The 23,713-nt window shown below is 56.1% G+C and carries 23 protein-coding genes and 3 tRNA genes; 7 read left to right on the plus strand and 19 right to left on the minus strand.

Annotation, left to right across the window (positions count from 1 at the left end):
- Positions 1-121: 121 nt before the first annotated feature.
- The 8 genes from rpoB to GGQ73_RS20630 all read right to left on the minus strand — a co-directional run bounded on the left by rpoB (position 122) and on the right by GGQ73_RS20630 (position 8,189).
- The gene (rpoB, locus tag GGQ73_RS20595) at positions 122-4,261 is read right to left on the minus strand and encodes a DNA-directed RNA polymerase subunit beta (RefSeq protein ID WP_174152660.1); all 4,140 of its coding nucleotides are present in this window, start codon (positions 4,259-4,261) and stop codon (positions 122-124) included.
- Between the two features lie 258 nt (positions 4,262-4,519).
- Positions 4,520-4,894: a 50S ribosomal protein L7/L12 gene (gene rplL, locus GGQ73_RS20600; RefSeq protein WP_174152659.1), complete on the minus strand. Its 375-nt coding sequence runs from the start codon at positions 4,892-4,894 to the stop codon at positions 4,520-4,522.
- A gap of 58 nt (positions 4,895-4,952) precedes the next feature.
- Entirely contained in the window at positions 4,953-5,471 is a 519-nt protein-coding gene (gene rplJ, locus GGQ73_RS20605) for a 50S ribosomal protein L10 (protein WP_174152658.1), read from the minus strand.
- 358 nt (positions 5,472-5,829) lie between these two features.
- On the minus strand, positions 5,830-6,525 hold the full coding sequence (rplA, locus tag GGQ73_RS20610) for a 50S ribosomal protein L1 (protein WP_111841239.1): 696 nt from the start codon (positions 6,523-6,525) through the stop codon (positions 5,830-5,832).
- A gap of 2 nt (positions 6,526-6,527) precedes the next feature.
- Positions 6,528-6,959: a 50S ribosomal protein L11 gene (gene rplK / locus GGQ73_RS20615; protein ID WP_174152657.1), complete on the minus strand. Its 432-nt coding sequence runs from the start codon at positions 6,957-6,959 to the stop codon at positions 6,528-6,530.
- Positions 6,960-7,176: 217 nt separating this feature from the next.
- Positions 7,177-7,707 carry a transcription termination/antitermination protein NusG gene (nusG, locus tag GGQ73_RS20620; RefSeq protein WP_174152656.1) on the minus strand — a complete coding sequence of 177 codons (531 nt, stop codon included), beginning with the start codon at positions 7,705-7,707 and terminating at the stop codon, positions 7,177-7,179.
- 21 nt (positions 7,708-7,728) lie between these two features.
- Positions 7,729-7,929, minus strand: a complete 201-nt coding sequence (gene secE / locus GGQ73_RS20625; RefSeq protein ID WP_174152655.1) for a preprotein translocase subunit SecE — start codon at positions 7,927-7,929, stop codon at positions 7,729-7,731.
- Between the two features lie 184 nt (positions 7,930-8,113).
- Positions 8,114-8,189 (minus strand) — tRNA-Trp (locus GGQ73_RS20630).
- Positions 8,190-8,355: 166 nt separating this feature from the next.
- On the opposite strand from GGQ73_RS20630, the gene GGQ73_RS20635 reads away from it, so the two are divergent.
- Positions 8,356-9,171, plus strand: coding sequence for a hypothetical protein (locus GGQ73_RS20635; RefSeq protein WP_183897658.1), 816 nt, complete (start codon positions 8,356-8,358; stop codon positions 9,169-9,171).
- Between the two features lie 42 nt (positions 9,172-9,213).
- Here the strand turns inward: GGQ73_RS20635 and GGQ73_RS20640 are convergent, their stop codons facing one another.
- Positions 9,214-9,900, minus strand: a complete 687-nt coding sequence (locus GGQ73_RS20640) for a glycosyltransferase family protein (RefSeq protein ID WP_183897660.1) — start codon at positions 9,898-9,900, stop codon at positions 9,214-9,216.
- A 341-nt stretch (positions 9,901-10,241) separates the two neighbouring features.
- Positions 10,242-11,417, minus strand: a complete 1,176-nt coding sequence (gene tuf, locus GGQ73_RS20645) for an elongation factor Tu (protein WP_174152652.1) — start codon at positions 11,415-11,417, stop codon at positions 10,242-10,244.
- 360 nt (positions 11,418-11,777) lie between these two features.
- On the opposite strand from tuf, the gene GGQ73_RS20650 reads away from it, so the two are divergent.
- Positions 11,778-12,407 (plus strand): TerC family protein, encoded by a 630-nt coding sequence (locus tag GGQ73_RS20650; RefSeq protein WP_183897661.1) that lies wholly within the window; start codon positions 11,778-11,780, stop codon positions 12,405-12,407.
- A 385-nt stretch (positions 12,408-12,792) separates the two neighbouring features.
- On the opposite strand, the gene GGQ73_RS20655 is transcribed toward GGQ73_RS20650, so the two are convergent.
- From GGQ73_RS20655 to GGQ73_RS20665, 3 genes are all read right to left on the minus strand, one after another.
- Positions 12,793-13,266 (minus strand): PAS domain-containing protein, encoded by a 474-nt coding sequence (locus GGQ73_RS20655; RefSeq protein WP_183897662.1) that lies wholly within the window; start codon positions 13,264-13,266, stop codon positions 12,793-12,795.
- Positions 13,267-13,567: 301 nt separating this feature from the next.
- Positions 13,568-13,641 (minus strand) — tRNA-Gly (locus GGQ73_RS20660).
- 25 nt (positions 13,642-13,666) lie between these two features.
- Positions 13,667-13,751: transfer RNA gene (locus tag GGQ73_RS20665), tRNA-Tyr, on the minus strand.
- Positions 13,752-14,053: 302 nt separating this feature from the next.
- On the opposite strand from GGQ73_RS20665, the gene rlmB reads away from it, so the two are divergent.
- Both rlmB and GGQ73_RS20675 read left to right on the plus strand, forming a co-directional pair.
- Positions 14,054-14,935, plus strand: a complete 882-nt coding sequence (rlmB, locus tag GGQ73_RS20670) for a 23S rRNA (guanosine(2251)-2'-O)-methyltransferase RlmB (protein WP_183897663.1) — start codon at positions 14,054-14,056, stop codon at positions 14,933-14,935.
- A gap of 33 nt (positions 14,936-14,968) precedes the next feature.
- Positions 14,969-15,355, plus strand: coding sequence for an acyl-CoA thioesterase (locus tag GGQ73_RS20675; protein WP_183897664.1), 387 nt, complete (start codon positions 14,969-14,971; stop codon positions 15,353-15,355).
- Positions 15,356-15,378: 23 nt separating this feature from the next.
- Here the strand turns inward: GGQ73_RS20675 and GGQ73_RS20680 are convergent, their stop codons facing one another.
- A complete protein-coding gene (locus GGQ73_RS20680) occupies positions 15,379-16,560 on the minus strand; it encodes a DUF1501 domain-containing protein (RefSeq protein WP_183897665.1) in 1,182 nt (393 codons plus the stop codon).
- A gap of 4 nt (positions 16,561-16,564) precedes the next feature.
- Positions 16,565-18,109, minus strand: coding sequence for a DUF1800 domain-containing protein (locus GGQ73_RS20685; RefSeq protein ID WP_183897666.1), 1,545 nt, complete (start codon positions 18,107-18,109; stop codon positions 16,565-16,567).
- Positions 18,110-18,273: 164 nt separating this feature from the next.
- Here GGQ73_RS20685 and GGQ73_RS20690 point away from each other — a divergent pair, with 164 nt between their 5' ends.
- Together GGQ73_RS20690 and GGQ73_RS20695 are read left to right on the plus strand one after the other, a co-directional pair.
- The gene (locus tag GGQ73_RS20690) at positions 18,274-18,678 is read left to right on the plus strand and encodes a DUF2946 family protein (RefSeq protein ID WP_174152645.1); all 405 of its coding nucleotides are present in this window, start codon (positions 18,274-18,276) and stop codon (positions 18,676-18,678) included.
- 84 nt (positions 18,679-18,762) lie between these two features.
- Positions 18,763-20,181 carry a PepSY-associated TM helix domain-containing protein gene (locus tag GGQ73_RS20695; RefSeq protein WP_174152644.1) on the plus strand — a complete coding sequence of 473 codons (1,419 nt, stop codon included), beginning with the start codon at positions 18,763-18,765 and terminating at the stop codon, positions 20,179-20,181.
- Between the two features lie 58 nt (positions 20,182-20,239).
- On the opposite strand, the gene GGQ73_RS20700 is transcribed toward GGQ73_RS20695, so the two are convergent.
- A complete protein-coding gene (locus GGQ73_RS20700; RefSeq protein WP_183897667.1) occupies positions 20,240-20,692 on the minus strand; it encodes an Lrp/AsnC family transcriptional regulator in 453 nt (150 codons plus the stop codon).
- A 119-nt stretch (positions 20,693-20,811) separates the two neighbouring features.
- Between GGQ73_RS20700 and GGQ73_RS20705 the strand changes: the two genes are divergently transcribed.
- A complete protein-coding gene (locus tag GGQ73_RS20705) occupies positions 20,812-21,780 on the plus strand; it encodes a nucleoside recognition protein (protein WP_183897668.1) in 969 nt (322 codons plus the stop codon).
- Between the two features lie 75 nt (positions 21,781-21,855).
- Here GGQ73_RS20705 and GGQ73_RS20710 read toward each other — a convergent pair whose 3' ends face one another.
- Genes GGQ73_RS20710 through GGQ73_RS20720 form a run of 3 tightly spaced genes read right to left on the minus strand, consistent with a single transcriptional unit; the run spans position 21,856 to position 23,521 of the window.
- Positions 21,856-22,320 (minus strand): GNAT family N-acetyltransferase, encoded by a 465-nt coding sequence (locus GGQ73_RS20710; protein ID WP_183897669.1) that lies wholly within the window; start codon positions 22,318-22,320, stop codon positions 21,856-21,858.
- Between the two features lie 23 nt (positions 22,321-22,343).
- Positions 22,344-23,153, minus strand: a complete 810-nt coding sequence (locus tag GGQ73_RS20715) for a cell envelope integrity TolA family protein (RefSeq protein WP_183897670.1) — start codon at positions 23,151-23,153, stop codon at positions 22,344-22,346.
- 14 nt (positions 23,154-23,167) lie between these two features.
- Positions 23,168-23,521, minus strand: a complete 354-nt coding sequence (locus GGQ73_RS20720) for a DMT family protein (protein ID WP_174152640.1) — start codon at positions 23,519-23,521, stop codon at positions 23,168-23,170.
- Between the last annotated feature and the right edge of the window lie 192 nt (positions 23,522-23,713).

Here is a 23,713-nt window from a genome sequence, read left to right on the forward strand (position 1 = left end):
TCACCGACCAATGCCTAAAACATGATTAACCGCAAAATGCGGCGGAAGTTTCTACCGTCAAGGTCAAACCTTTCGGGCGAAACGGGCAGGCACCTTTTAAAGTGCCTGCCCTTCGTGTTTCTTATTCCGCCGCGTCAGGCAGTTGATCCGCCACGCCGACTTCATCGAGCTTGGAATTTTCCAGTTCGACGCTGAGACCCAGCGAGCGCATTTCCTTGACGAGAACGTTGAAGCTTTCAGGAATACCGGCTTCGAAGGTGTCGTCACCACGGACGATCGCTTCGTAAACCTTGGTGCGGCCCGCCACGTCGTCAGACTTGACGGTGAGCATTTCCTGCAGCGTGTAGGCGGCGCCGTAAGCTTCCAGAGCCCAGACTTCCATTTCCCCGAAGCGCTGACCACCGAACTGCGCCTTGCCGCCCAGCGGCTGCTGGGTAACGAGCGAGTAAGGACCGATCGAGCGAGCGTGGATCTTGTCGTCGACAAGGTGGTTCAGCTTGATCATGTACATGTAACCGACGGTGACCTTACGGTCGAAGGTTTCACCGGTACGGCCATCGTACAGAACAGACTGACCGGAGTCATGCAAACCGGCTCTTGTCAGCATTTGAGCAACGTCAGGCTCATGCGCGCCGTCAAAGACCGGCGTTGCAATCGAAACGCCCTTCCTGGACTGCTCCGCAAGACGGATCAGAGACTCGTCGTCGAAGTGAGCGACTTCGTCCTTGGCTTCCGAGGCATATACTTCCGTCAGCTCGCGCTTCAGGTCGGTGATATCCAGCGACTTGTGATACTCGTCGAGCATATCGCCGATTTTCTTGCCCATACCGGCGCAAGCCCATGCGAGATGCGTTTCGAGAATCTGGCCGACGTTCATGCGCGAAGGCACGCCCAGCGGGTTCAAGCAGATATCGACATGTGTGCCATCTTCCAGGAACGGCATGTCTTCAACCGGTACGATACGCGAGACAACGCCCTTGTTACCGTGACGGCCAGCCATCTTGTCGCCCGGCTGGATCTTGCGCTTCACAGCGACAAAGACCTTCACCATCTTCATGACGCCCGGAGGCATTTCGTCGCCGCGCTGAACCTTCTCGACCTTATCCATGAAGCGCTGTTCAAGGCGCGACTTGGACTCGTCGTACTGGCCACGAAGCGCTTCCAGCTCGGACTGAGCCTTCTCGTCTTCCACGGCAAACATCCACCACTGCGAGCGTGGATATTCAGATACGACGGCGTTTGAAAGTTCCACGCCCTTCTTGAAGCCCTTCGGACCGGCAATGGAAACCTGTCCGCGCAGCATCTCGATCAGACGACCGTAAACGTTACGATCCAGAATGGCCTGTTCGTCATCACGGTCCTTGGCAAGACGTTCGATTTCCTCGCGCTCGATGGCCATCGCACGCTCGTCTTTTTCGACGCCGTGACGGTTGAAAACGCGAACTTCAACGACGGTACCGAACGTGCCCGGAGGCATGCGCATGGAGGTATCGCGAACGTCGGATGCCTTCTCACCGAAGATGGCGCGCAGAAGCTTTTCTTCCGGTGTCATCGGGCTTTCGCCCTTCGGTGTGATTTTGCCGACGAGAATATCGCCCGGCTGAACTTCCGCACCGATGTAAACGATACCGGCTTCGTCGAGGTTTTTCAGCGCTTCTTCCGAAACGTTCGGAATATCGCGCGTGATTTCTTCAGGACCAAGCTTGGTGTCGCGCGCCATCACTTCGAATTCTTCGATGTGGATGGACGTGAACACATCGTCGGAGACGATGCGCTCGGACATCAGAATGGAGTCTTCGTAGTTGTAACCATTCCAGGGCATGAACGCGACAAGTGCGTTGCGGCCGAGTGCCAGGTCACCGAGGTCGGTCGAAGGACCGTCGGCGATGATGTCACCCTTGTTCAGAATGTCACCAACGGAAACCAGCGGACGCTGATTAATGCAGGTGTTCTGGTTGGAGCGCTGGAACTTCTGCAGGCGATAGATATCCACACCGGACTTGCCGGCATCGAGATCTTCCGTCGCACGAATAACGATACGGGTCGCATCCACCTGATCGACAACGCCACCGCGACGCGCCGCAATAGCAGCACCGGAGTCGCGCGCAACGATCGGCTCCATGCCGGTTCCGACGAACGGAGCCTCGGCACGCAGGAGTGGAACGGCCTGACGCTGCATGTTCGAGCCCATGAGAGCACGGTTGGCGTCGTCGTTTTCGAGGAACGGAATAAGCGCCGCAGCAACGGAAACCAGCTGCTTTGGAGACACGTCCATCAGGTTGATGTTGTCACGTGGTGCCAGCATCACTTCGCCGGAGTGACGGCAAACGACGAATTCGTCAGAGAACGAACCGTCCTTTTCCATCGAAGCGTTGGCCTGAGCGACGTAATACTTCGCTTCTTCCATCGCGGAGAGATAGATCACTTCCATCGTGACCTTGCCGTCGATGATCTTGCGGTACGGGCTTTCGATGAAGCCGTACTTGTTGACACGGGCAAAGGTTGCGAGAGAGTTGATCAGACCGATGTTCGGGCCTTCAGGCGTTTCGATCGGGCAAATACGGCCGTAATGGGTCGGGTGAACGTCGCGGACTTCAAAGCCCGCGCGCTCGCGCGTCAGACCACCTGGTCCAAGAGCCGAAAGACGGCGCTTGTGGGTGATTTCCGAAAGCGGGTTCACCTGGTCCATGAACTGCGACAGCTGCGAGGAGCCGAAGAATTCGCGAACAGCTGCCGCTGCCGGCTTGGCGTTGATCAAATCCTGCGGCATGACGGTGTCGATTTCGATCGAGGACATACGTTCCTTGATCGCACGTTCCATGCGCAGCAGACCCAGACGGTATTGGTTCTCCATCAACTCACCGACGGAGCGAACGCGGCGGTTGCCGAGGTTGTCGATGTCGTCGATTTCGCCCTTGCCGTCGCGCAGTTCGACCAGCATCTTGACGACAGCAAGAATGTCTTCCTTGCGCAGTGTGCGCACGGAGTCTTCCGCATCGAGGTCGAGACGCATGTTCATCTTCACGCGGCCAACGGCAGAAAGGTCGTAGCGCTCTGCGTCGAAGAACAGCGACTTGAACATCGCTTCGGCCGAATCCATGGTTGGCGGCTCACCCGGACGCATCACCCGGTAGATGTCGAACAGAGCTTCCTGACGGTTCTCGTTCTTGTCTGCAGCGAGCGTGTTGCGGATGTAGGCGCCAACATTGATGTGGTCGATGTTGAGGATCGGAATTTCGTTGAAACCGGATTCGTCGATCAGCTTCAGCGTCTTCTCATCGATTTCGTCGCCGGCTTCGAGATAGATTTCACCTGTCTCGTAGTTGACGATATCTTCGGCAAGATAGTTGCCGTAGAGATCTTCGTTGCTTGCCTTGATGAACTTCAAGCCCTTGTCGGAAAGCTGACGGATCAGACGTGGTGTCAGCTTCTTGCCCGCTTCGACAACGACTTCGCCCGTATCGGCGTCAACCAGCTCGGTGATGGCCTTGGCACCCTTCAGCACGTCTGGCTGGAATGGAAAACGCCAGCCGTCGCCGTCGCGCAGATAATTTGCCTTGGTATAGAAGGTCGAGAGGATTTCCTCGCCGTCCATGCCAAGCGCCATCAGAAGCGATGTTGCTGGCAGCTTGCGGCGACGGTCGATGCGGGCGTAAACGACATCTTTCGCGTCGAATTCGATATCGAGCCACGAACCACGATAAGGAATGACGCGGGCAGCGAACAAAAGCTTGCCGGACGAATGGCTCTTGCCCTTGTCATGGTCGAAGAACACGCCTGGCGAACGGTGCATCTGCGAAACGATAACGCGTTCCGTGCCGTTGACGATGAACGTGCCATTGTCTGTCATGAGCGGCATATCGCCCATGTAGACCGACTGTTCCTTGATGTCCTTGACGGATTTCGCGCCCGTATCCTCGTCAATATCGAACACGATGAGGCGCAGCGTCACCTTGAGGGGAGCCGCGTAGGTCAGATCGCGCTGACGGCATTCTTCCGTGTCAAATTTGGGTGGTTCGAATTCGTAGGACACGAATTCGAGCATGGACGCGCCCGAAAAGTCGGTGATCGGGAACACGGACCTGAAGACCGCGTTCAATCCTTCGTCCGGACGCCCGCCTTCGGGCTCCTTGACCATGAGAAACTGGTCATACGAAGCCTTCTGAACCTCGATGAGGTTTGGCATTTCCGCTACTTCTGGAATTTTGCCGAAAAACTTGCGTACGCGCCTGCGACCGTTAAACGAAAGGGTCTGAGCCATCGTCGCTCCTTTAAAATTGCATCCGGGCCTGCAACGGACGGGAACCGCTGGCCAGTCGATCCCGTCAATCCAATGAGTGTCTTCAATCTCGTTTCACGTCCCGAACAGTAAGGCCGGATTGCCTTTACAGCGCGGTTCGAAACCATTCTCTTGAAGAACCCATTACCCAAAAGCCATTTTCACGCGGCTTTTGGGTAAAAAGTTCGGTGGAAGATATCAGGAGACGGCGCGAGCGCCGCCCCCCAAAATAATCCAGGATTACTTGACGTCAACCTTGGCGCCTGCGTCTTCAAGCTTCTTCTTGAGGTCAGCAGCTTCAGCCTTGGAAATGCCTTCCTTGACAGCCTTAGGAGCGCCTTCAACGAGGTCCTTAGCTTCCTTCAGGCCAAGACCTGTGATAGCGCGGACTTCCTTGATGACGTTGATCTTGTTGGCGCCAGCGTCCGTCAGGATAACGTCGAATTCAGTCTTTTCTTCTTCTGCAGGAGCAGCAGCAGCACCGCCAGCAGCAGCAGCAGCTACAGGAGCAGCAGCCGAAACGCCCCACTTTTCTTCGAGAAGCTTGGAAAGCTCAGCGGCTTCCAGAACTGTCAGAGCAGAGAGGTCTTCAACGATCTTTGCGAGATCAGCCATGATATAGTTCCTTTAATTCGGTTCGAACCGGTTTGAATAATTACAGCGAAAAACCGCCTTAAGCGGCTTCGTCCTTCTTTGAGTAAGCCGAGAACACACGAGCAAGCTGGCTTGCTGGTGCTGCGACAACCGTAGCGATGCGTGTTGCAGGGGCGTTGAGGAGGCCCAGCAGCTTTCCACGCAGCTCGTCCAGCGAAGGCAGGGTCGCAAGCGACTTGACTGCTTCGGCGTTGAGCGTGGTTGCGCCCATGGCACCGCCGAGAACAACGACTTTGTCGTTGGTCTTTGCGAAATCCATGACGACTTTCGGAGCAATCATAGGGTCAGTGCTGTATGCAATCAGCGTCTGTCCCTTGAAGAGATCAATGATCCCTTCCGACTCCGTACCCTGAAGAGCGATCTTGGCCAGGCGGTTCTTCGCGACCTTGACGGTGCCGCCAGCAGCACGCATTTTCGAACGAAAATCGTTCATCTGCGCAACTGTGACACCGGCATAGTGGGCCACGACAACTGAACCAGAAGCCTTGAAGACTTCATTCAGCTCCGTGACGAATTCGCGTTTTTCCGCTCTTTCCACTGTCTGTCTCCAGTAGATGGGAACACATTGAACTGTGAACCCATCGGGTTTGCCTTTGCCTCAAGAGATTCTGTTCCCAAAATCTCAAGCGACGCTTGAGGATCCTGTCCCCCGCTCTGTCGCCGCAAACGGCTTCAGGCACAGGCACATCAGGTTCGAACCGGATTATTAAGCATCCTTGGATGCGAAAATCCGGGCCTTACCCGTCTCATGCAGGCTGAATGATTAAGGCCCAGATCCCTGAGGAAATAAGCCACCTACAATCTCGGACAGGAGTTCCAGGTTTCCCTGGAAATTTCCGACCCTTTCGAGCCGGAAATCTGGTTTGCCGCGCCTCAAAAGAGACGCGGCGAATTCTTTAAGCAGTCACCGACGAAGGCTCGATGCGAACGCCTGGACCCATGGTCGAGGAGATGGCAACGCGCTTGACGTAGTTACCCTTGGCGCCAGCTGGCTTTGCCTTGATGACGGCGTCAGCGAAAGCCTTGATGTTTTCTTCGAGTGCCTTGGCATCGAAGGAAGCCTTGCCGATACCGGCGTGTACGATACCGGCCTTTTCGACGCGGAATTCAACAGCACCGCCCTTGGAAGCCTTAACGGCTCCAGCAACGTCCATCGTAACCGTACCAACCTTTGGGTTCGGCATCATGCCACGTGGGCCGAGAACCTTACCGAGGCGACCGACGAGCGGCATCATGTCAGGCGTTGCGATCACGCGGTCGAAGTCGATCTTGCCGCCCTGAACAATTTCCAGCAGGTCTTCTGCACCAACGATGTCTGCACCAGCAGCCTTGGCTTCATCAGCCTTGGCACCACGAGCAAATACGGCAACGCGAACGTCACGGCCTGTGCCATTTGGCAGGTTTACCACGCCGCGAACCATCTGGTCTGCGTGACGTGGATCGACGCCCAGATTCATCGAAACTTCAACAGTCTCGTCAAACTTGGCGACAGCCCGTTCCTTAACCATCGAAATGGCATCGGTCAGGACATAAAGTGTCTTTGGATCAACGCCTTCGCGGATCTTCTGTACGCGCTTTGCAAGCTTTGCCATGATCAACCCACCACTTCCAGGCCCATGGCGCGGGCAGAGCCCTCAACCATAGCCATTGCGCCTTCGATATTGGCCGCATTCAGATCCTTCATCTTGGCTTCGGCAATTGTCTTGACCTGAGCCTTGGTGATGGAACCGACCTTGGCACCCTTACCAGGTGTCTTGGAACCGGCAGTGATCTTTGCTTCCTTCTTCAGCCAATATGTCATTGGCGGCTGCTTCATGATGAAGGTGAAGGACTTGTCCTGGTAATAGGTGATGACGACCGGAATCGGCATACCTTTTTCCATTTCCTGCGTGGCGGCATTGAACGCCTTGCAGAATTCCATGATGTTAACGCCACGCTGACCAAGCGCCGGGCCGATTGGCGGGGACGGGTTTGCCGATCCTGCCTTGACCTGAAGCTTGAGCTGGCCTGCAATTTTCTTAGCCATATCTCTCTGCCTTTCAAATCGAACCGGTTTCCCGGCTCATATGCCGGTGAAACCGGCGGCTGCGGTTGCGTGGTGCGATCCCTGCCCCGGCTAAGAGCCAGACAATCTTCCACGCGGCTTTGCGGCAATGCCGCTTCACATCAGCTTATAACACAGGCATTTGCCCGCTTTTCCCGATGTGACACATGAAGAGCGCCTAGGCACCCCTCAAACTTGATCAGACTTTTTCGACCTGAGCATATTCAAGCTCGACAGGTGTTGCGCGACCAAAGATCGAGACCTCCACCTTGAGGCGCGAACGCTCTTCGTCAACATCCTGAACAACGCCGTTGAAGGATGCAAACGGGCCATCGGAGACGCGAACCTGTTCGCCGACCTCAAAGGAGACGGAAGACTTCGGACGTTCGACGCCTTCCTGAACCTGACCGAGAATACGGTCTGCTTCCGAATCAGGAATAGGAACAGGCTTGTTATCCGAACCCAGAAAACCCGTGACCTTGGGCGTATTCTTGATGAGGTGATAGGCCTCATCTGTCAGGTTTGCGCGCACCAGCACATAACCTGGAAAGAACTTACGCTCGCTATCGACCTTGCGACCACGACGCACCTCGACGACCTTTTCAGTCGGAACGAGAATTTTCTCAAAGAGGTGATCAAGGCCCTTTTGGCGGACCTTTTCCTCAATCGACTCGGCGACCTTCTTCTCGAAATTCGAATACGCCTGAACGATATACCAACGCGCTGCCATCTTTACTCTCCGCTCAATTCGTTACCGGCCAAAGCTCAGAACGAGACTGAGCAACCAGCCAATGAGCTGGTCCGCCGCAAAGAAGAACAGTGCCGCAAAAACGACCATAACCAAAACCATGGCCGTGGAAATCATCGTCTCGCGGCGCGACGGCCAAGTGATCTTCGACGTCTCGGCGCGAACCTGCTGCAAAAACGTAAACGGATTGGTTTTGGATGCCATTGACTGCCCACGCAATTACGGCACGTAAAGTCGAAATAATCGACCCCACGCACCGCGTGTCTATTTTGTCCTACATAAACACCGATTCCCTCTTTCACAAGAGAAAAACGACATTCGGCGAATTTCACCGGTAAACCGGCACCTCACATGCCATGCAGCGATGCCCCGCGCTTGCGAATGAGGATGGCAGGGGCAGTAAGGCTCGAACTTACGACCTGCGGTTTTGGAGACCGCCGCTCTACCAACTGAGCTATACCCCTAAATTAGAACAATTCGGTGGAACTCTCGATCCACCGCTGTTCTTGACGCTCGTTTAAGGCTACGAATCTTGATTGGCAAGTGTTTTTTTTGCTATTCACATCGCAGAAGAGCCCGAAAGGATAAGCTCTTGTTTCATATTCATGGCATTCTATAGGGGGAGCCATTATGCTCCAGACATCTGACGTGCAGGAACCTCAGGCATTCGAAGCCCTCGTGGAACGATATGGTACAATTGCCTTGGTCGCCAACAGCGAGAGCGTCAATATCGACACGATCGTCAACGCCCTGCCTTCCGATACTCTTTTTGTGTTTTTCACGGGCTGCGCCAAAGTCTTGAGTGCGCCATTTCCACGCGACGCCGTCTTATGTCACCGAATGGTGGCTGGCGGTAAACGGTTCTTCAAATCACAAAAGCATTTCGACAGCGCCCGCAGTTTTTTCCCACAAGGCGTCAAGGCCGAGGTTGGCATACTGGCAGAGAAGGTCGGTATCGAAGACAGCAGGCCTCTCTCGCCACGCCGCAGCGATCTCGTTCCATATATCATTGATTTCGATTATACTTTTGACAATTTTTATCCTGCCGGACGGATGCCGACGACGGGGTTCGCGCTCGCATTGTGGCTGATCGAATCACGACCCGATACAAAAGTCGTTCTGTGTGGATTTACCGGTGTCGCCGGGACGAAATTCAATATGTATGCCGAGCACGACTGGACATTCGAACAGACGGTCCTTTCCCTCTTCGCCAAGAATAAACGTATCGTGCGATTGCAGGAAAGCGATACGGCGACGTCGCAGGACTGGCTTTCGAACGTCAGCCGGCAGTTTCCCGAATTCAATCAGGGAGAGATCGCGCTGGCGGCAGCTCAGGTGCTGGGAAATCGCTTCACTGGCTTGGAAAGAAGAGTTTCCAAGCTGTGGGATCTCACCAAATGGCAACGGCAGGTCAAACGCGTCCTGTATCTGTTCAAACGGAAATGATGCGGGCGAATGCGCCGTAAGGCGCACTCACTCTCTTCGCCATCAGGCGCGCTGGACGACTGACAACACGCGCTCGCGGGTGGCGAACCACTCTTCGGCATAATCGTCGTCTTTGTATTCGTCGAAATACGGCCCACCATCGGTGAAGTGGACGTTGTCGGCCTGCTCATTGTGCTCATACTCATTGACGAGCCAGTTCCAAGTCTTCGGAATTTCGCCGATCAGCTCTTCCGATTCCAGCCACTTGAACTGGTGCAGCTCGAGACCTGTGGCCGTGTTGACATAGTCCTTCGTCAGGGTTTTGCACTTGGCGTTGTTGAAGAGAATGAAGCTGGACCAGTTCTTCTTTTCATATTTCGTCTGGGTCTGACCCAAAAACTTGGTTTCGACCTTCGGCACATAGTCGTGCTTCACGCACATCGCAGCGTAGCGGTCATCGCGTAGCTCCCAGAGCTTGGCGATATCGGTGCGCATCAGCATGTCGCAATCTGCAAAGATCGCCCATCCCTCGAAGTCGCACAGATACGGCACCAGGAAACGCGAAAAGGAGAACTCGGTGGACTGCAACTGATTGCGTTCGCGCGTAAAGACGCCCTCGAGATTGTTCAGCGCGATCGGCATGAACTCAACCGGAATAGAGCTCTTCTCCTGAATGCTCTGGCAAAAGACGTGATAGGCAACGACTTCCTTGCTGTCGAAGCCGATAAAAATGCGTGCCTTGTCGGTCATATTGACTCCCATCAATACCATAAATGAGTGTTCTTATCGCGAAACTGTCCGTCGCGATGAATCGAATTTCGATAGCGGAAACTATACGACAATAGTCGACAATATAGAGGCGAATGGTTGGAAACGCATATTTTTGAGCGAATCCACATCATTTTTGAGTGCGCTCTGTCTCCAAAAACGAAAAAACCCCGCCATCTCTGGCGGGGTTTTATCAATCCCGTAAGGGAAAGAGTTACTCGACGATCGAAGTGGCGATGCCGACGCCGTTCACGAAACCGCGCTTGCGCGCCGTTTCGTTACTTTGAGTGCCGTCGGCAGGCTTTCGCCATCGCTAACGATTGTTATTCAACAATCGAAGCGACGATGCCGGCGCCGACGGTACGGCCGCCTTCGCGGATCGCGAAGCGCAGCTTTTCTTCCATCGCGATTGGAACGATCAGTTCGACTTCAACAGTGACGTTGTCGCCTGGCATAACCATTTCCGTGCCTTCTGGAAGCGAAACGATACCGGTCACATCCGTCGTGCGGAAGTAGAACTGTGGACGGTAGTTCGTGAAGAACGGTGTATGACGACCGCCCTCTTCCTTCGTCAGAATGTAGGCTTCCGCAATGAACTTCTTGTGCGGCTTGACAGAACCTGGCTTGCACAGGATCTGACCACGCTCAACGCCATCGCGCTGCACGCCACGGATCAGCGCGCCAACATTGTCGCCAGCCTGACCCTGATCGAGCAGCTTGCGGAACATTTCAACGCCGGTCACAGTCGTCTTGGTCGTGGCGCGAATGCCGACGATTTCAACTTCTTCACCAACCTTGACGATACCGCGCTCAACGCGACCCGTGACAACCGTACCACGGCCGGAGATCGAGAACACGTCTTCGATCGGCAGCAGGAATGGCAGGTTGATCGGACGCTCTGGCGTTGGAATGTAGGCGTCGACCTGAGCCATCAGCTCGCGGATCGCGTCTTCGCCGATCTTCTTGTCCGAATCTTCGAGAGCGGCAAGAGCCGAACCCTTGACGATTGGAATATCGTCGCCTGGGAAATCGTAGGACGACAGAAGTTCGCGAACTTCCAGTTCTACCAGTTCCAGAAGCTCTTCGTCGTCAACCTGGTCAACCTTGTTGAGGAACACAACGATCGCAGGAACGCCAACCTGACGGGCCAGCAGAATGTGCTCGCGGGTCTGTGGCATCGGGCCGTCGGCAGCCGAGCAAACCAGGATCGCGCCGTCCATCTGGGCAGCACCGGTGATCATGTTCTTCACATAGTCGGCGTGGCCGGGGCAATCGACGTGCGCGTAGTGACGGTTCGGCGTCTCATATTCAACGTGGGCCGTCGAAATCGTGATACCGCGGGCCTTTTCTTCCGGTGCAGCGTCGATCTGGTCGTATGCCTTGAACTCGCCGAAATACTTCGTGATCGCAGCAGTCAACGACGTCTTGCCGTGGTCAACGTGACCAATCGTGCCAATGTTGACGTGCGGCTTGTTGCGCTCAAACTTGCTCTTTGCCATGTGAATTGCTTCCTGTGAACGTGAAGTCGTTGTCCCGGCGAACCGGTTTGGTGTCGCCGTTTAAGGCTTTGCAAGCGAATGCGCAAGACTTAATTGCGAGCGCACCTGTTGCGCTACCAAAAGCGACATGATGCGCCTCATATGGTGCGCGGACCTCTCACCGTCAACGTCACTCCTTCATGTAGAGGATGCTTGTATGATCGAACACGGAGTCTTTACGTCGATGTGATTCCTGTCATATTGACAGCAAGGCCACACTTTGGGGGACAAGGTGGCAGATCGCGCTCGCGCCGCAATCGCATATCCGCTTCTCGCCGTCTTCTCCCGCGGCACCCATTCTCATCCGCTTCGGGACCTACTATGGAAATTTTTACGGCTGCCGGTTTTACGGCGTTTCTTCAAGTCATTGCCATTGACCTCGTTCTGGCAGGCGACAATGCCATTGTGATTGGCCTCGCCGCAGCGGGCCTGCCAGCGCATATGCGCAGAAAGGCGATCCTCGTCGGCATTATCGCGGCCACCGTTCTGCGCATCACATTTGCAGCTGTAACCGTTCAGTTGCTCGCCGTCGTCGGCCTCCAGCTTTTTGGTGGTCTGCTTCTGGCTTGGGTTTGCTGGAAAATGTGGACCGAATTGCGTGCGCAGAGCAACACCGCAGGTGAAGTCGAGAATGAAGAGGTTGACCTGACCAAAGGCAACAAGACCTTCGCTCAGGCCGCCCTGCAGATCGTCATCGCCGATGTCTCCATGTCACTTGACAACGTGCTTGCCGTCGCTGGTGCTGCGCAAGACCACGTCACGGTGTTGATCATCGGACTTGTTGTCTCCATCGCGCTCATGGGTCTCGCAGCCAATTTGGTAGCCAAGCTTCTACACCGTTATCAATGGATTTCGTATGTCGGCTTGCTTGTCATCGTCTACGTCGCACTCAATATGCTCTATCATGGCGCCGTCGAAGTGTGGCCTTACGTCCAACCTTATCTCAGCTGACCACGATCAACCTCCCCTATCAAAATCCCGGAAATCCTGTATTTTCGGGATTTTGCATTTCGAGTGAGCAGCTTAAATCGCCACCCGTCGCGCAGTCACTCGTCACGCCCACCAGAGGCCTTATAAATCGCCCATAGCTTTTCATGGTTGCCGTCAGTTTAAGGCAAGCTTAAGCAGTCATGACTTTGGACACAATAATAATGATAAAGGTTGTCTGAACAATGGCTTATGATTGGTCTGGCGGGCGTGTCCGTCAGTTTCGCAGGCTGAAACTCGCAATGGTGGTCGGCACTGTTTTCCTGGTGGTGCTGCTTGTTGGACAATTCTGGAGCAGCTGAGTCATCAGCAAGATCGCACCTGCGACGTCCTCACACTTTGATGTGCACTAAAGTGCCGTTGCTGGGACGTTTCCATTCGATGCATCGGCATTTGTCGGGCAAGGGCTATCAAAGACGACGCCGCTAAAAAGCGTCGCAACGCCGTCAACATAACGGTAGCATTTTCCGATTTCTGTAATTTTAGCAAAGGATTCGCCACGGCGAATGCGATAGACCATTTCGAACGGTTCGCCGGAAAGAACGGAATTTTTAATGCCCTGAACCACATGCGGCTGGTCGTCTTCATGGATGAGTGGCATCATGCGTTCCACCGGCAACCCGGCATCAAGCTCATCCGGAGCGAAGCCCATGATCATCGCGAAGGCTTCATCTGCCCAAAACAGGTTCTGCTGAAGATCCCAGACGTAAAATCCACCAAGGCTCATCGAAACATAACGTTGCAAAGGTGCGCTTTCAGTCATTTTCAATCCTGGGTATTTTTTTAGACAATATGCATATTTTGAGGTATCTGGAAACCGCAAAATAGGGCGAAACTGTGTTTTTTCAGTGAATCGTTGGCAGGGATGATTGGATCTAATCCGCTGGCTAGCTTTTTAACCTCGTGAGCAATGAGATTTACGCTCGATGGATAAGCGCACTGGTATCGTGTCGGGGTTGGCCGAAGTCCCGAGTCTCGCTTAAGATTTGGCACCCCACGCGGCGACCGAGACCGAGCACATCACCGGCGCTTGGGCGGGTTTGAAAGCAGGTGATGCCGCCGAGTTGGAACAATGAACGCACCACATCGGAGTGATCCGATTCGCTGCCAGTGACGGAGATTGTTGGAGCGGGTAGCGGGAATCGAACCCGCGTATTCAGCTTGGAAGGCTGCTGCTCTACCATTGAGCTATACCCGCGGTGGTGAGTTCGATCCGTGCAGAATGGTGGAGGAAGTTGGATTTGAACCAACGTAGGCTGAGCCAACGGATTTACAGTCCGTCCCCTTTAACCACTCGGGCATTCCTCCAGTATTCTGCGAGGATCAAGCGACCAAGCTTAACCAGATTTCCGAGGGCGGCACGTTGCCGTTTCGTCGTCTGTGGCCGCGTATATGACTGCCCTCGCCGCGTCTGTCAACACGATGTGTGACGAAAATTTGCGAAAAACGCGAACAGAGTCATAGGCCTGTGGATTACACCGGACCGGCCTATGGAGACGACGGCAGATTTATATCGAGCCTTTGCCAAAACGGTAAAAACTGTATCTTCATCTTGAGTGCCAGCGGTCTGAGGGACTGGTGCTGGCGCGTTGCTGACGATATAAGACGGCATGAGCAAAGACGATCCCAACGAAAAATCCACTCGCGACACACACTATGCAACGCTGCGCCGTCAGGTCCGCGATGCCAAGAGAGAACGTGGCGAAATTCCCACTCCGGCTTTTCAGAAGCGCAAGCCTCGTGGCGGCGAAGACTGGAAAGCGCCCCAACTGGCGCCTGATCAGGTCCATCTTTATGGTCTGCACACCGTTCGCGCGGCCCTGGCCAACAAGGAACGCCAGATCGTCAAGTTGTCGGTGACCATGAACGCGCTCGCTCGTCTGGAGATCGGCACGGCGGAAGAACAATCCTTTCCGGTTGAGATGGTGTCACCGCAGGATATCGACAAGGTTCTCGGTCCCGATGCCATCCACCAAGGTGTGATGCTGGAAACCAAACCCCTCCCCATGCGCAAGCTTTCGGCGCTGAAGGACAGCCCTCTCATTCTGGTGCTGGATCAGGTGACCGACCCCCACAATGTCGGCGCCATCATGCGTTCGGCTGTCGCCTTCAATGCGGGCGCGCTGATCACCACGATGCGTCACAGCCCGACCGAGTCGGGTGTCCTGGCGAAATCCGCGTCCGGTGCGCTCGAAATGATTCCCTATATTCAGGTCACCAATCTGGCCGATGCGCTGGGCGAGTTGCACAAGCTCGGCTTTACCTCGATTGGTTTGGACTCGGAAGGCCCTGCCCCCATCGAGCAGACATTCAGCGGCAACAAGATCGCTCTGGTTCTCGGTGCTGAAGGCAAGGGCTTGCGTCAGAAAACACGCGAGACCGTTTCTGCATTGGCACGGCTGGATATGCCGGGCGAGATCAAGTCGCTCAATGTATCGAATGCGGCGGCCATCGCGCTTTATGCGACCGGTCAGTTTCTGGCCAAGACATAACCCCTTCTCGACCAACCGTTCATTGGAGAACCCATGCCAGACACGATCAAACCGACCGGCGAACTCACGCTTCGCACACTCGCCATGCCAGCGGATGCAAATCCGGCAGGCGATATCTTCGGCGGTTGGGTCATGTCGCAGATGGACTTGGCAAGCGGCATTCGCGCCGCTGAACGGGCGCGCTGTCGCGTGGTGACGGCAGCGGTCAAGGAGATGGCGTTCGAGCTTCCCGTCAAGATCGGCGATACCATGTCCATTTACACGGAGATCACCCGTGTCGGACGCACCTCGATCACGCTGACCGTTGAAGCCTGGGCGCAGCGGTCCCGCTACGACGCGCTTGAAAAAGTGACCGCCGGCACCTTCATCATGGTCGCGATGGATGAGCACGGAAAGCCTACGCCCATTTCGAAGGCGTGATCTGAGGACAGATGTCAACCTCTTCAGACCTTGAGATAGGCTGACGATCTGTCGAAGCTGAGCCCCGGAAACACGCTGTTTGTAAGGGCGTCCGCACCCACATCGAATTGCCTGTAGAGCATGGCTGCAGCAAGTTCACGCACGTCACCGGTCGGCATCAGATCCCTGTTGTCGAGAAGTTTTCCATCCGAGAGCCCTGGCCAGTTGCCCAGCACGCGACCTCCGTCGATACCGCCACCGGCGAGGATCGCCAGACCGCCGGTGCCGTGGTCTGTTCCACCGGTACCGTTTTCGCGAACCGTGCGCCCGAATTCCGTCATGGCCAACACCACCGTCTTTTTCCAAACGTCCGGCCCGAGCGATTCTTTCAGTGCCATTAATGCGATGGTCAAATCCTTGACCGTGCGCGCAAACTGGCCTTTCTGGCCCGCATGCGTATCCCAGCCATCGACGGAAAAGGCAGCGATGCGATAATCCTCGCGCAACAGCCCGCCGGCAAGCCTGGCGACGTCGCGAATGCCCTCACCGCGCTTCTGATCCTGAAACAACTGCTCAGCAGACATGTCCGTGCGCAAGGCTTCCGCCAGCACGCGGTTGAAATCCGGGTCGTTGGCGTAGAGCCGTTTGAAGAAGGCAACGTCGTCAGCGCCCATGGTCATATCGGACGTGGATGCCCAGACATCGGCTTCGTTCGGACCTGACAGGAGAAGCTCCATGGATGTCTTGATGTCGATGGCCTTGCGATCGTTGGACCGTGGGATGCTGGATAGCGCCCGGTTCAGCCATCCCGTACGTTCACCGTGAACGTGGTTGGCGCCGCTTTCGAGAATGTCCTGTCCGTCGAAGTGGCTGCGTTCATCCCGGTAAGGGGTGGAGACCGCGTGAACGAAGGCAAGTTCCCTGCTTTGCCACAGCGGCATCAACGGCTGGGCAGCCGGGTTCAGACCGAAGTGGCCGTCGAGATCGATAAGACCCGTGTCCGGCGTCAGCGCCAAAGTCGGGCGAAAACCGGCAAAGGCCGTTTCACCATAGGGCTGAACGAGATCGAGCCCGTCCATAGCGCCGCGCAGAATGATCGTGACGAACCTGTTATCGCCGGGCATGGCAGCAAAACTGACAGGAGAGAACGCTGGCAATGCCGCTGCGCAGCACGCCATCGCCAGAAAACTGCGTCGGCTGATCAGCATATCCTGAGACAAAGCCATCATCCTACCTCCTGTTGAATTCGGGCGAAGACAGTGCGAGCGTCATGCCGCTGACACGGCTGGGCGCTTGGGTGACGACGCGAATGGTATCGTCGCGCGCCATCTCTGCCATCGCCACTTCCAGAAGCCGCTTCGGCTCCATGTCACCACCCAGTGAGCTTGATGCTTTGCGAGCCCAAAGGATACGCTCGCTCATCTGACTGGGGGACAACCAGGATGCGACACCCTCTTCGAAGCCTGCCGGGCTCGGCGGCTGCCACACCGGCTGTCCCATGCGCCTGAGGGAAGCGAGCGTCAGAACCCGCGCGAGGCTCTGCTTGGGTTTCGGCTTCTGGAGCGGCGGCTGAGCGTCCGTCTTCATATCGGATGCAGGCCTGTCCATCGTCATGTGGGGACTGTCCGGCATGCCCGTGCTACTGTCGTCCTTTGTCTCTAGTGGCATTGGCGCAGCAGTCGGCGCGACTTCGTTATCACCGGTTGGAGACAATCGTTCCTGCCAGTTCTTGTGGGTGATCCCGAAGGCCCGCAGCCCGGAAACGACATAGTCGAACGGCAATTTCATTTTCCGGCCCGGCTCGGCCCATGCACGGGGATGATTGAGCATGGCGGCATAGACTTTCACAAGGTTGCCCTTGCTTGCCTTCCACTCATCGACCATGGCAGCCAGCACATCCGGCGGCACGTCATCGGCGATGAAGTGCGCCGCCAGCTTGCGACACACATGAACCGCCGTCTCCGGTCGCGTCGCCAGGTCATCCAGCATATCGAGACAATCATCTGCCGTGCGCTGGTCACCACCATAGGAAACGCCCAGCACCTTGATCTGACCCGGTTCTGCCATGCCGGGACGAAACAGCATCTCGTTTCGGTCATCCACCGTCATGCCCGTCAGAACGAGTGCGGCAGAGCGCACATCGGCCTGGGTGTAGCCACTGCCTGCCCCCATCGTATGGAGTTCAAGCAATTCCCGACCGAGATTTTCATTGAGGCCGCGCTTGCCCTTTGCGGCCGCCGCCGATCCCGGGCCCGTCGAGCGGTTCTGATCCAGATAGATCAACATGGCGGGATGCAGCACCGCTGCCTGTAAGAGATTGCGGAAAGGGCCAGCCAGATGTGGCCGGATTGCCTCCACCTCGTAAAGCGGGGTAACGAGGCGCATCGGCACGGCCTTGCGGGCATTGACGGAGAAGTGGTCCACCCAAAACGAGGCGAGCCGCTCGTGGAAGCCGTAAGGTGAGAAGACCGCCTGCATGACCCTTGCCATGCTGTCGCGCTGGAAACTCTGCTCGGCCTTCTGTTGGATCAGCTTGCGGCCATCGCGATCCAGTTCGCCGCCATTTTTACCGGCACTGGTCGCAACAAGCCTGTCTGCGAGGTCGTCGGATCGCTGTCGCGCTTCGAACGCTCCTCCGACGGGGAAAAACGGTTCTTTCAATGGTGCATCAGCAAGCTGTACCAGCAGGTCGTCCGGATTCCGGTTCAGTACCTGGCCGGGTGAAAGCCCATAGCCATAGCGGATCGCCGCCATCGTTGGAGAAAATGAAGCCATTTCCGGCACTCCTGCCAACAATAAGATGGTGCGAAAATCTCCTCCAATTCCGGCAAAAAAGCCGCGAAAGCATGGTCTTTTTCAGACATGGACAATTTGTAACGCACGGGATGAGCAGAATGTCGCGGTGACAACGCAATCGAACTGTGGCACTGAGTCTCGCCATGAAGTTCGTTCGCAAAATCATGCAGGATCGCAGTTCGGCTGGCGCTGTCGCCATGCTGGCGCTTTTGCTGTTTTTGCTGCAGGGGCTTGCCACCGGCGTTGCGAATGGCAGCATGGCCGCCACGGCACTGTCCGCAGATGACGTCATCTGTTCCAGCCACACTCCTGCAAGCGCGATCGACAAAAAGGATACCGGCACCAAGGCTGCGGATAATTGCTGCGGTGCGCTCTGCCGCCTCGCTTCCGCGTCGGCCGTCGCCCTGCTGGTCACGTCGACCGAACTCACTGTCGGCACCGTTCCAAAAACGGACGTCGCGTCGCTTCATCACGATGCTGGCCTTTTGCCTGCCCCGCCCAATCGCGAATCGCAACCGCGCGCCCCGCCGTTCAACCCGCAGTCCTGAGAGCACGAAACCGGCTTGAGACACGCGCTGCAACGCCGCGCGCCAGCTCTGGCCAAACATCTCATCGTCTTGCGGAGACATCTCATGTCCGTGACAACCTCCTATCAGGCGGAGCGCACGCCCGCGCAATCTGCGTCCGTCAATCTCTACCGCGCCGTCTGGCGCTGGCATTTCTACGCTGGCCTTTTCGTCCTGCCTTTCATGATAACGCTGGCCATCACCGGCGCGCTCTATCTGTTCAGGGACGAACTGGATAACGTCATCCATTCCGATCTCAAACGCGTCGAAATGGTCCAGAACACACCCGCCGCCCGTCCGTCGGATATCGTCGCAAGCGCGCTTGCGTCTGTGCCGGGCACAGCGGTCAAATACACCACGCCTGCCGATCCCGGCGCATCGACGGAAATCACGGTCGCTACGCCGCAGGGCAAGCAAGCGGTCTATGTGAACGGCTATACGGGCCAAGCCCTCGGCCCCCTGCCAGATCGCGGCACCGTCATGTGGACGATCCGCTATCTCCACAGCCTCAAATATTTCGGCACCTATGCGCGCTATCTCATCGAGATCGCCGCTGGCTGGTCCATCCTTCTGGTTGCGACCGGCATCTACCTCTGGTGGCCCCGCCAGCAGAGCGGCGGCGTCGTCACCGTGCGCGGAACGCCAAAAAAGCGTGTTTTCTGGCGGGATCTGCACGCCGTCACCGGCCTTTTCGTCGGCGCTTTCATCGTCTTCCTCGCCGTCACCGGAATGCCCTGGTCCGGCGTTTGGGGTGCCAAGGTCAACGAATGGGCCAATGGCAGCAATTACGGATATCCGGCTGGCGTGCGCACGGATATTCCGATGTCCGGCGCAAAACTCGATGATGTCTCAAAGACCTCGTGGTCGCTGGAGCAGGCAAAAATCCCCACCTCCGGCGGCCACGATCACGGCCAGCACGACGACACCATGAACATGGCCGATATGGGTGACATGGATATGAGCCCTACGTCGATCGGCATCGACAAGGCCATTTCCCGCTTCAATGACCTCGGCCTGTCGCCCGGTTACACCGTCGCGCTGCCCACGAAACCAGAGGGCGTCTACAGCGGCTCCGTCTATCCCGACGATCTGTCGAAACAGCGTGTTATCCATCTGGATCAATATAGCGGCGAACCGCTGATCGACATGACCTATGCGGATTACGGTCCGCTCGGCAAAAGTCTGGAATGGGGCATCAACGTCCATATGGGCCAGCAATACGGGCTGGCAAACCAGATCGTGCTGGCGATTGCCTGCCTCGGCATTATGCTTCTGGCCGTCTCCGGTGGCATCATGTGGTGGAAACGCCGTCCGAAGGGCTCGCTCGGCGTACCGCCCATGCCGCAAAGCCGGCGCACGCTCTATGGCCTCGCCGCCATCCTCGCCATCGGCGGCATTCTCTTCCCGCTGGTGGGAGTGAGCCTTCTGGTGATGCTCGTCCTCGATCTCGTCGTTCAGAGGCTGACGAAGCGCCGAGCAGCATGAAATGGAGGCCGGGAGCAATCCCGGCACTCTGCTTTCACGGATCAAGACGGCGACCTCTTCAAAGCCTGATTGCTGTCTCTTCCTTCGCCGTCCTGATCACGATCATAGTGAAGAAGCGCGCGACGTTGGTCTGATCACGGAAAAGCCTGTCGCAGAGCACGTCGAACTCCTCCATGTCTCGCAAGCGTAACATCAAGACGACGTCCGTTTCACCGGTTACCGCATAGGCTTGTGAAACGGCCTCTTCTTTAGCCGCGATATCCAGAAAGCGGCGCATATGCTGCTCGCCATGCAACTTCAGCTCCACCGTGACGAGCGCCTTGATACCCCGCCCCGATTTGGCGGAATTGAGGATCGCAACGATACGGTCGATAACGCCTGATTTTCGTAGGCGTTGCATCCGGCGCAGACAGCTAGAGGGCGACAGCCCCACCTCGTCAGCCATCTCAATATTCGTGCGCGAAGCATCACGCTGCATCAAATTCAGAAGTTTTTTGTCGATCCCGTCCATTCAGACAAATTATCTCAGTGGATACGATTTGCAATAAAATTGCACAAGAACACAATCTTTGACCACAAATTCGAAATGGCTCGCGCTAGCAGATGGAGACCCACTGAGAGGATTTCTCCATGAAATTTTTGACACCTTTTTTGAAAACGACGCGTGACACATTTGCGATTTATTGGGTGCTTGTTCGGATCACGATTCCCCTTGCGATCCTCACCGAGGTTCTGTCTCGCATGGGTGCAATCGAAGCCGCATCACCAGCGTTTGCGCCGGTCATGAACCTGATCGGCTTACCCTCCGAGTTGGGCTTGGCGTGGCTCACCGCCATGCTGGTGGGGATATGGGGCGCCATTCCGCTCATTTTCACGCTTGTTCCAGCGTCGTCTCTCAGCGTTGCAGATGTCACGGTGTTCTCTGCGCTCATCCTGTTTGCGCATGGTCTACCAATCGAGCAAAAGATTATTCAGCAGGCCGGTCCCGGCATGGCGACCACCACCACACTGCGTATCGCGGGTGGTTTGCTCTATGCCTTTCTCCTGCATCATGTCTTGCAAGGCACCGGTTGGCTATCCGATCCCGTCAGTCCCGCATGGATACCAATGAGCGCTACGCCTGACTGGGCCGTGTATTTTCTTGGTCTCTTGGAAACGATGATCTCCATGCTGGTCATTCTCTTTGCACTGTCGTGGAGCCTCGAAATCCTCAAAGCAATAGGACTGATGAAGGTGATGATGACCGCTCTGGCACCCGTATTGCGTCTCGCTGGCATCAAGGGCGAAGCCGCCAACCTCACCGCCATCGGCTTGTTTCTGGGCATATCCTATGGCGCAGGCCTGCTTATCCGCGAAGCCAGGTCCGGCACTATATCCCCACGCCAAATCTTTCTCTCCTGCGTCTTCATGGGCTTCGCGCACAGCGTAATCGAGGACACACTTCTGATGGTTTCGCTCGGTGCCGACATCTACAGCATCCTCATCGGGCGCGTCATCTTCGCGGTGATGGCGACGGCAGCGATTGCCGCTGTGCTTTACAGCGTATCAGACAAGACATTCTTCGCGCGCATATTCAGACTGCACGCCAGAGAGGTGTGACGTAAATAGGGGATATTGGGAAGCCGGGAAAATCCCGGCTCTGTCCAACGTCACTCAAGCCGGAAACTCGAAGAATCATTCCACTCGATAAGACTTGCACACCCGTCCCTCTGGCATGCGATAGGTCCGAAACCCCATTGCCTCATAATAGGCCTGCCCCAGCTGATTATCCGCACCGATGCTCGCGTCGATATGCTCAAGCCCGGCAGCTTTGGCAGCCGTTAGCGTTGTGCGAAAAAGAGCTGCACCCACGCCCTGGCGCGCAGCATTTGGACTGACATGGGTTCCAATGATGCCCCAGCCCTGCTCAACGCCATAGGGATTGCCAGCTGCAGTCGCCAATCTCAGCGACTGAAATCCGAGAATACGGCCATCATCATCGACAGCCACTGTGCACTGGATACGATCCTCGGCCGTGATGTAGTGGGCCAGTACGGTCGCGACATCCGTCGGCGTCTTGCGCAGCCCCGCCGCAAAGATTTCGTTTTGCACGGCGGCCATGCCCTCGGCATCGTCTAACTCTGCGGGACGCACGATCATCGTCTCTCCAATCACAGGAACGCTCAGCTTTTCAAGTCACACAGCTTGAGGAACTGACCCAATTCATTCTGCATGTCGTCGAACTTGAAAAATGCGGAATGCCCATTTTCGCTGGCGAACTCAAGGTAGCCTTTTGCATCGCCCATCGCTTTCAGATGTTTCGCTGCAACCGCGCCCTCGAAGCCGAGATACTCTGCGACACGCGTGTACTTTCTCTTTTCCGTCGTCTGGCCGTACATCATCATTACATTTTGCGGCTGCGTCTGATCGCGGCCTACGCCGAAATCGACACCGATGGCGAACCCGTTCGGCTTTTCTTCTGGAACGCACATGAACATGACCATGGTCTCACGACCATCCCATGATGTGGCCTGCTGCGCTATGCCGTTGGCGACCCTGCCACCGCTGCTGAACTGCGGCATCAGCGATGTCACACCGGTTTCCTTGTTCTGTCGCTTGGATTGCCCCGAAGCATCATCCGACGAGAAGTTCAGTGTTAATTCGCGCCAGTCTTCGTAGCTATCCGCGAATTTCGCCAGGTCAAACGGCGCACAGCGCAGAACGGCACGGCGCGCCGCTTCCGCATAGACCGCGAACGCAGGGTCCTCTGAATGGTTGGCTACGACGACGGATTTTACCGATCCGTCCCGTTCAAGCTGAGCATTCAAAATCGGTAGGACCACCGGCGGTTCAGCCGCCACGGTCCAGCATCGCGCGATCTGCGGAGCAAGCGCGGCAGAAACGCGCGGATCTGGTTCCTTGGCCTGCGATTGGCCCACGAAAGATGCCACAAGGAAGGCAGCGGAAATTGCTGCGGTCCAATTGGAATTCATAGCAAAGACCCTATTCAAGACCGGAACAGGAACGACGCACCAAATGCGATCAGGGCAAAGCCGATCACGTGGTTGATCGTCAGGCTTTCCTTCAGCCAGAAGACCGAAAACAGCGCGAAGACCGTCAGCGTGATGACTTCCTGCATCGTCTTCAACTGTGCCGTGGAATAGACCTCGGAGCCCATGCGGTTGGCTGGAACGGCGAGGCAATATTCGAAGAAGGCGATCCCCCAACTCGTCATGATCGCGAAGAACAGCAGGCTGCCCTTGTGCTTGAGGTGTCCGTACCATGCGAATGTCATGAAGACGTTCGAGGCGATCAGCATGATGACCGGCCAGATATGCGCAGGGGTTATGGAAAAAGGCATGATGCACCTTGGAATTGGGAGAGGGAAAATTGACCAGAAGGGGGAACAAGTCCCGGCTTGCGACGTCTTGCTTAGCGCAGGATGCAGCAAACAGGAACAGGATTTTAAGGCGCTCTTCACGGAACAGTCAGAGCGCGTGAAGAACGCAGAAGCCAATAACAGGTTCCAACGTGCCACGACGTTTCCTGTTTG

Source organism: Rhizobium skierniewicense, assembly GCF_014196515.1.
GTDB classification, from domain to species: Bacteria; Pseudomonadota; Alphaproteobacteria; order Rhizobiales; family Rhizobiaceae; genus Agrobacterium; species Agrobacterium skierniewicense.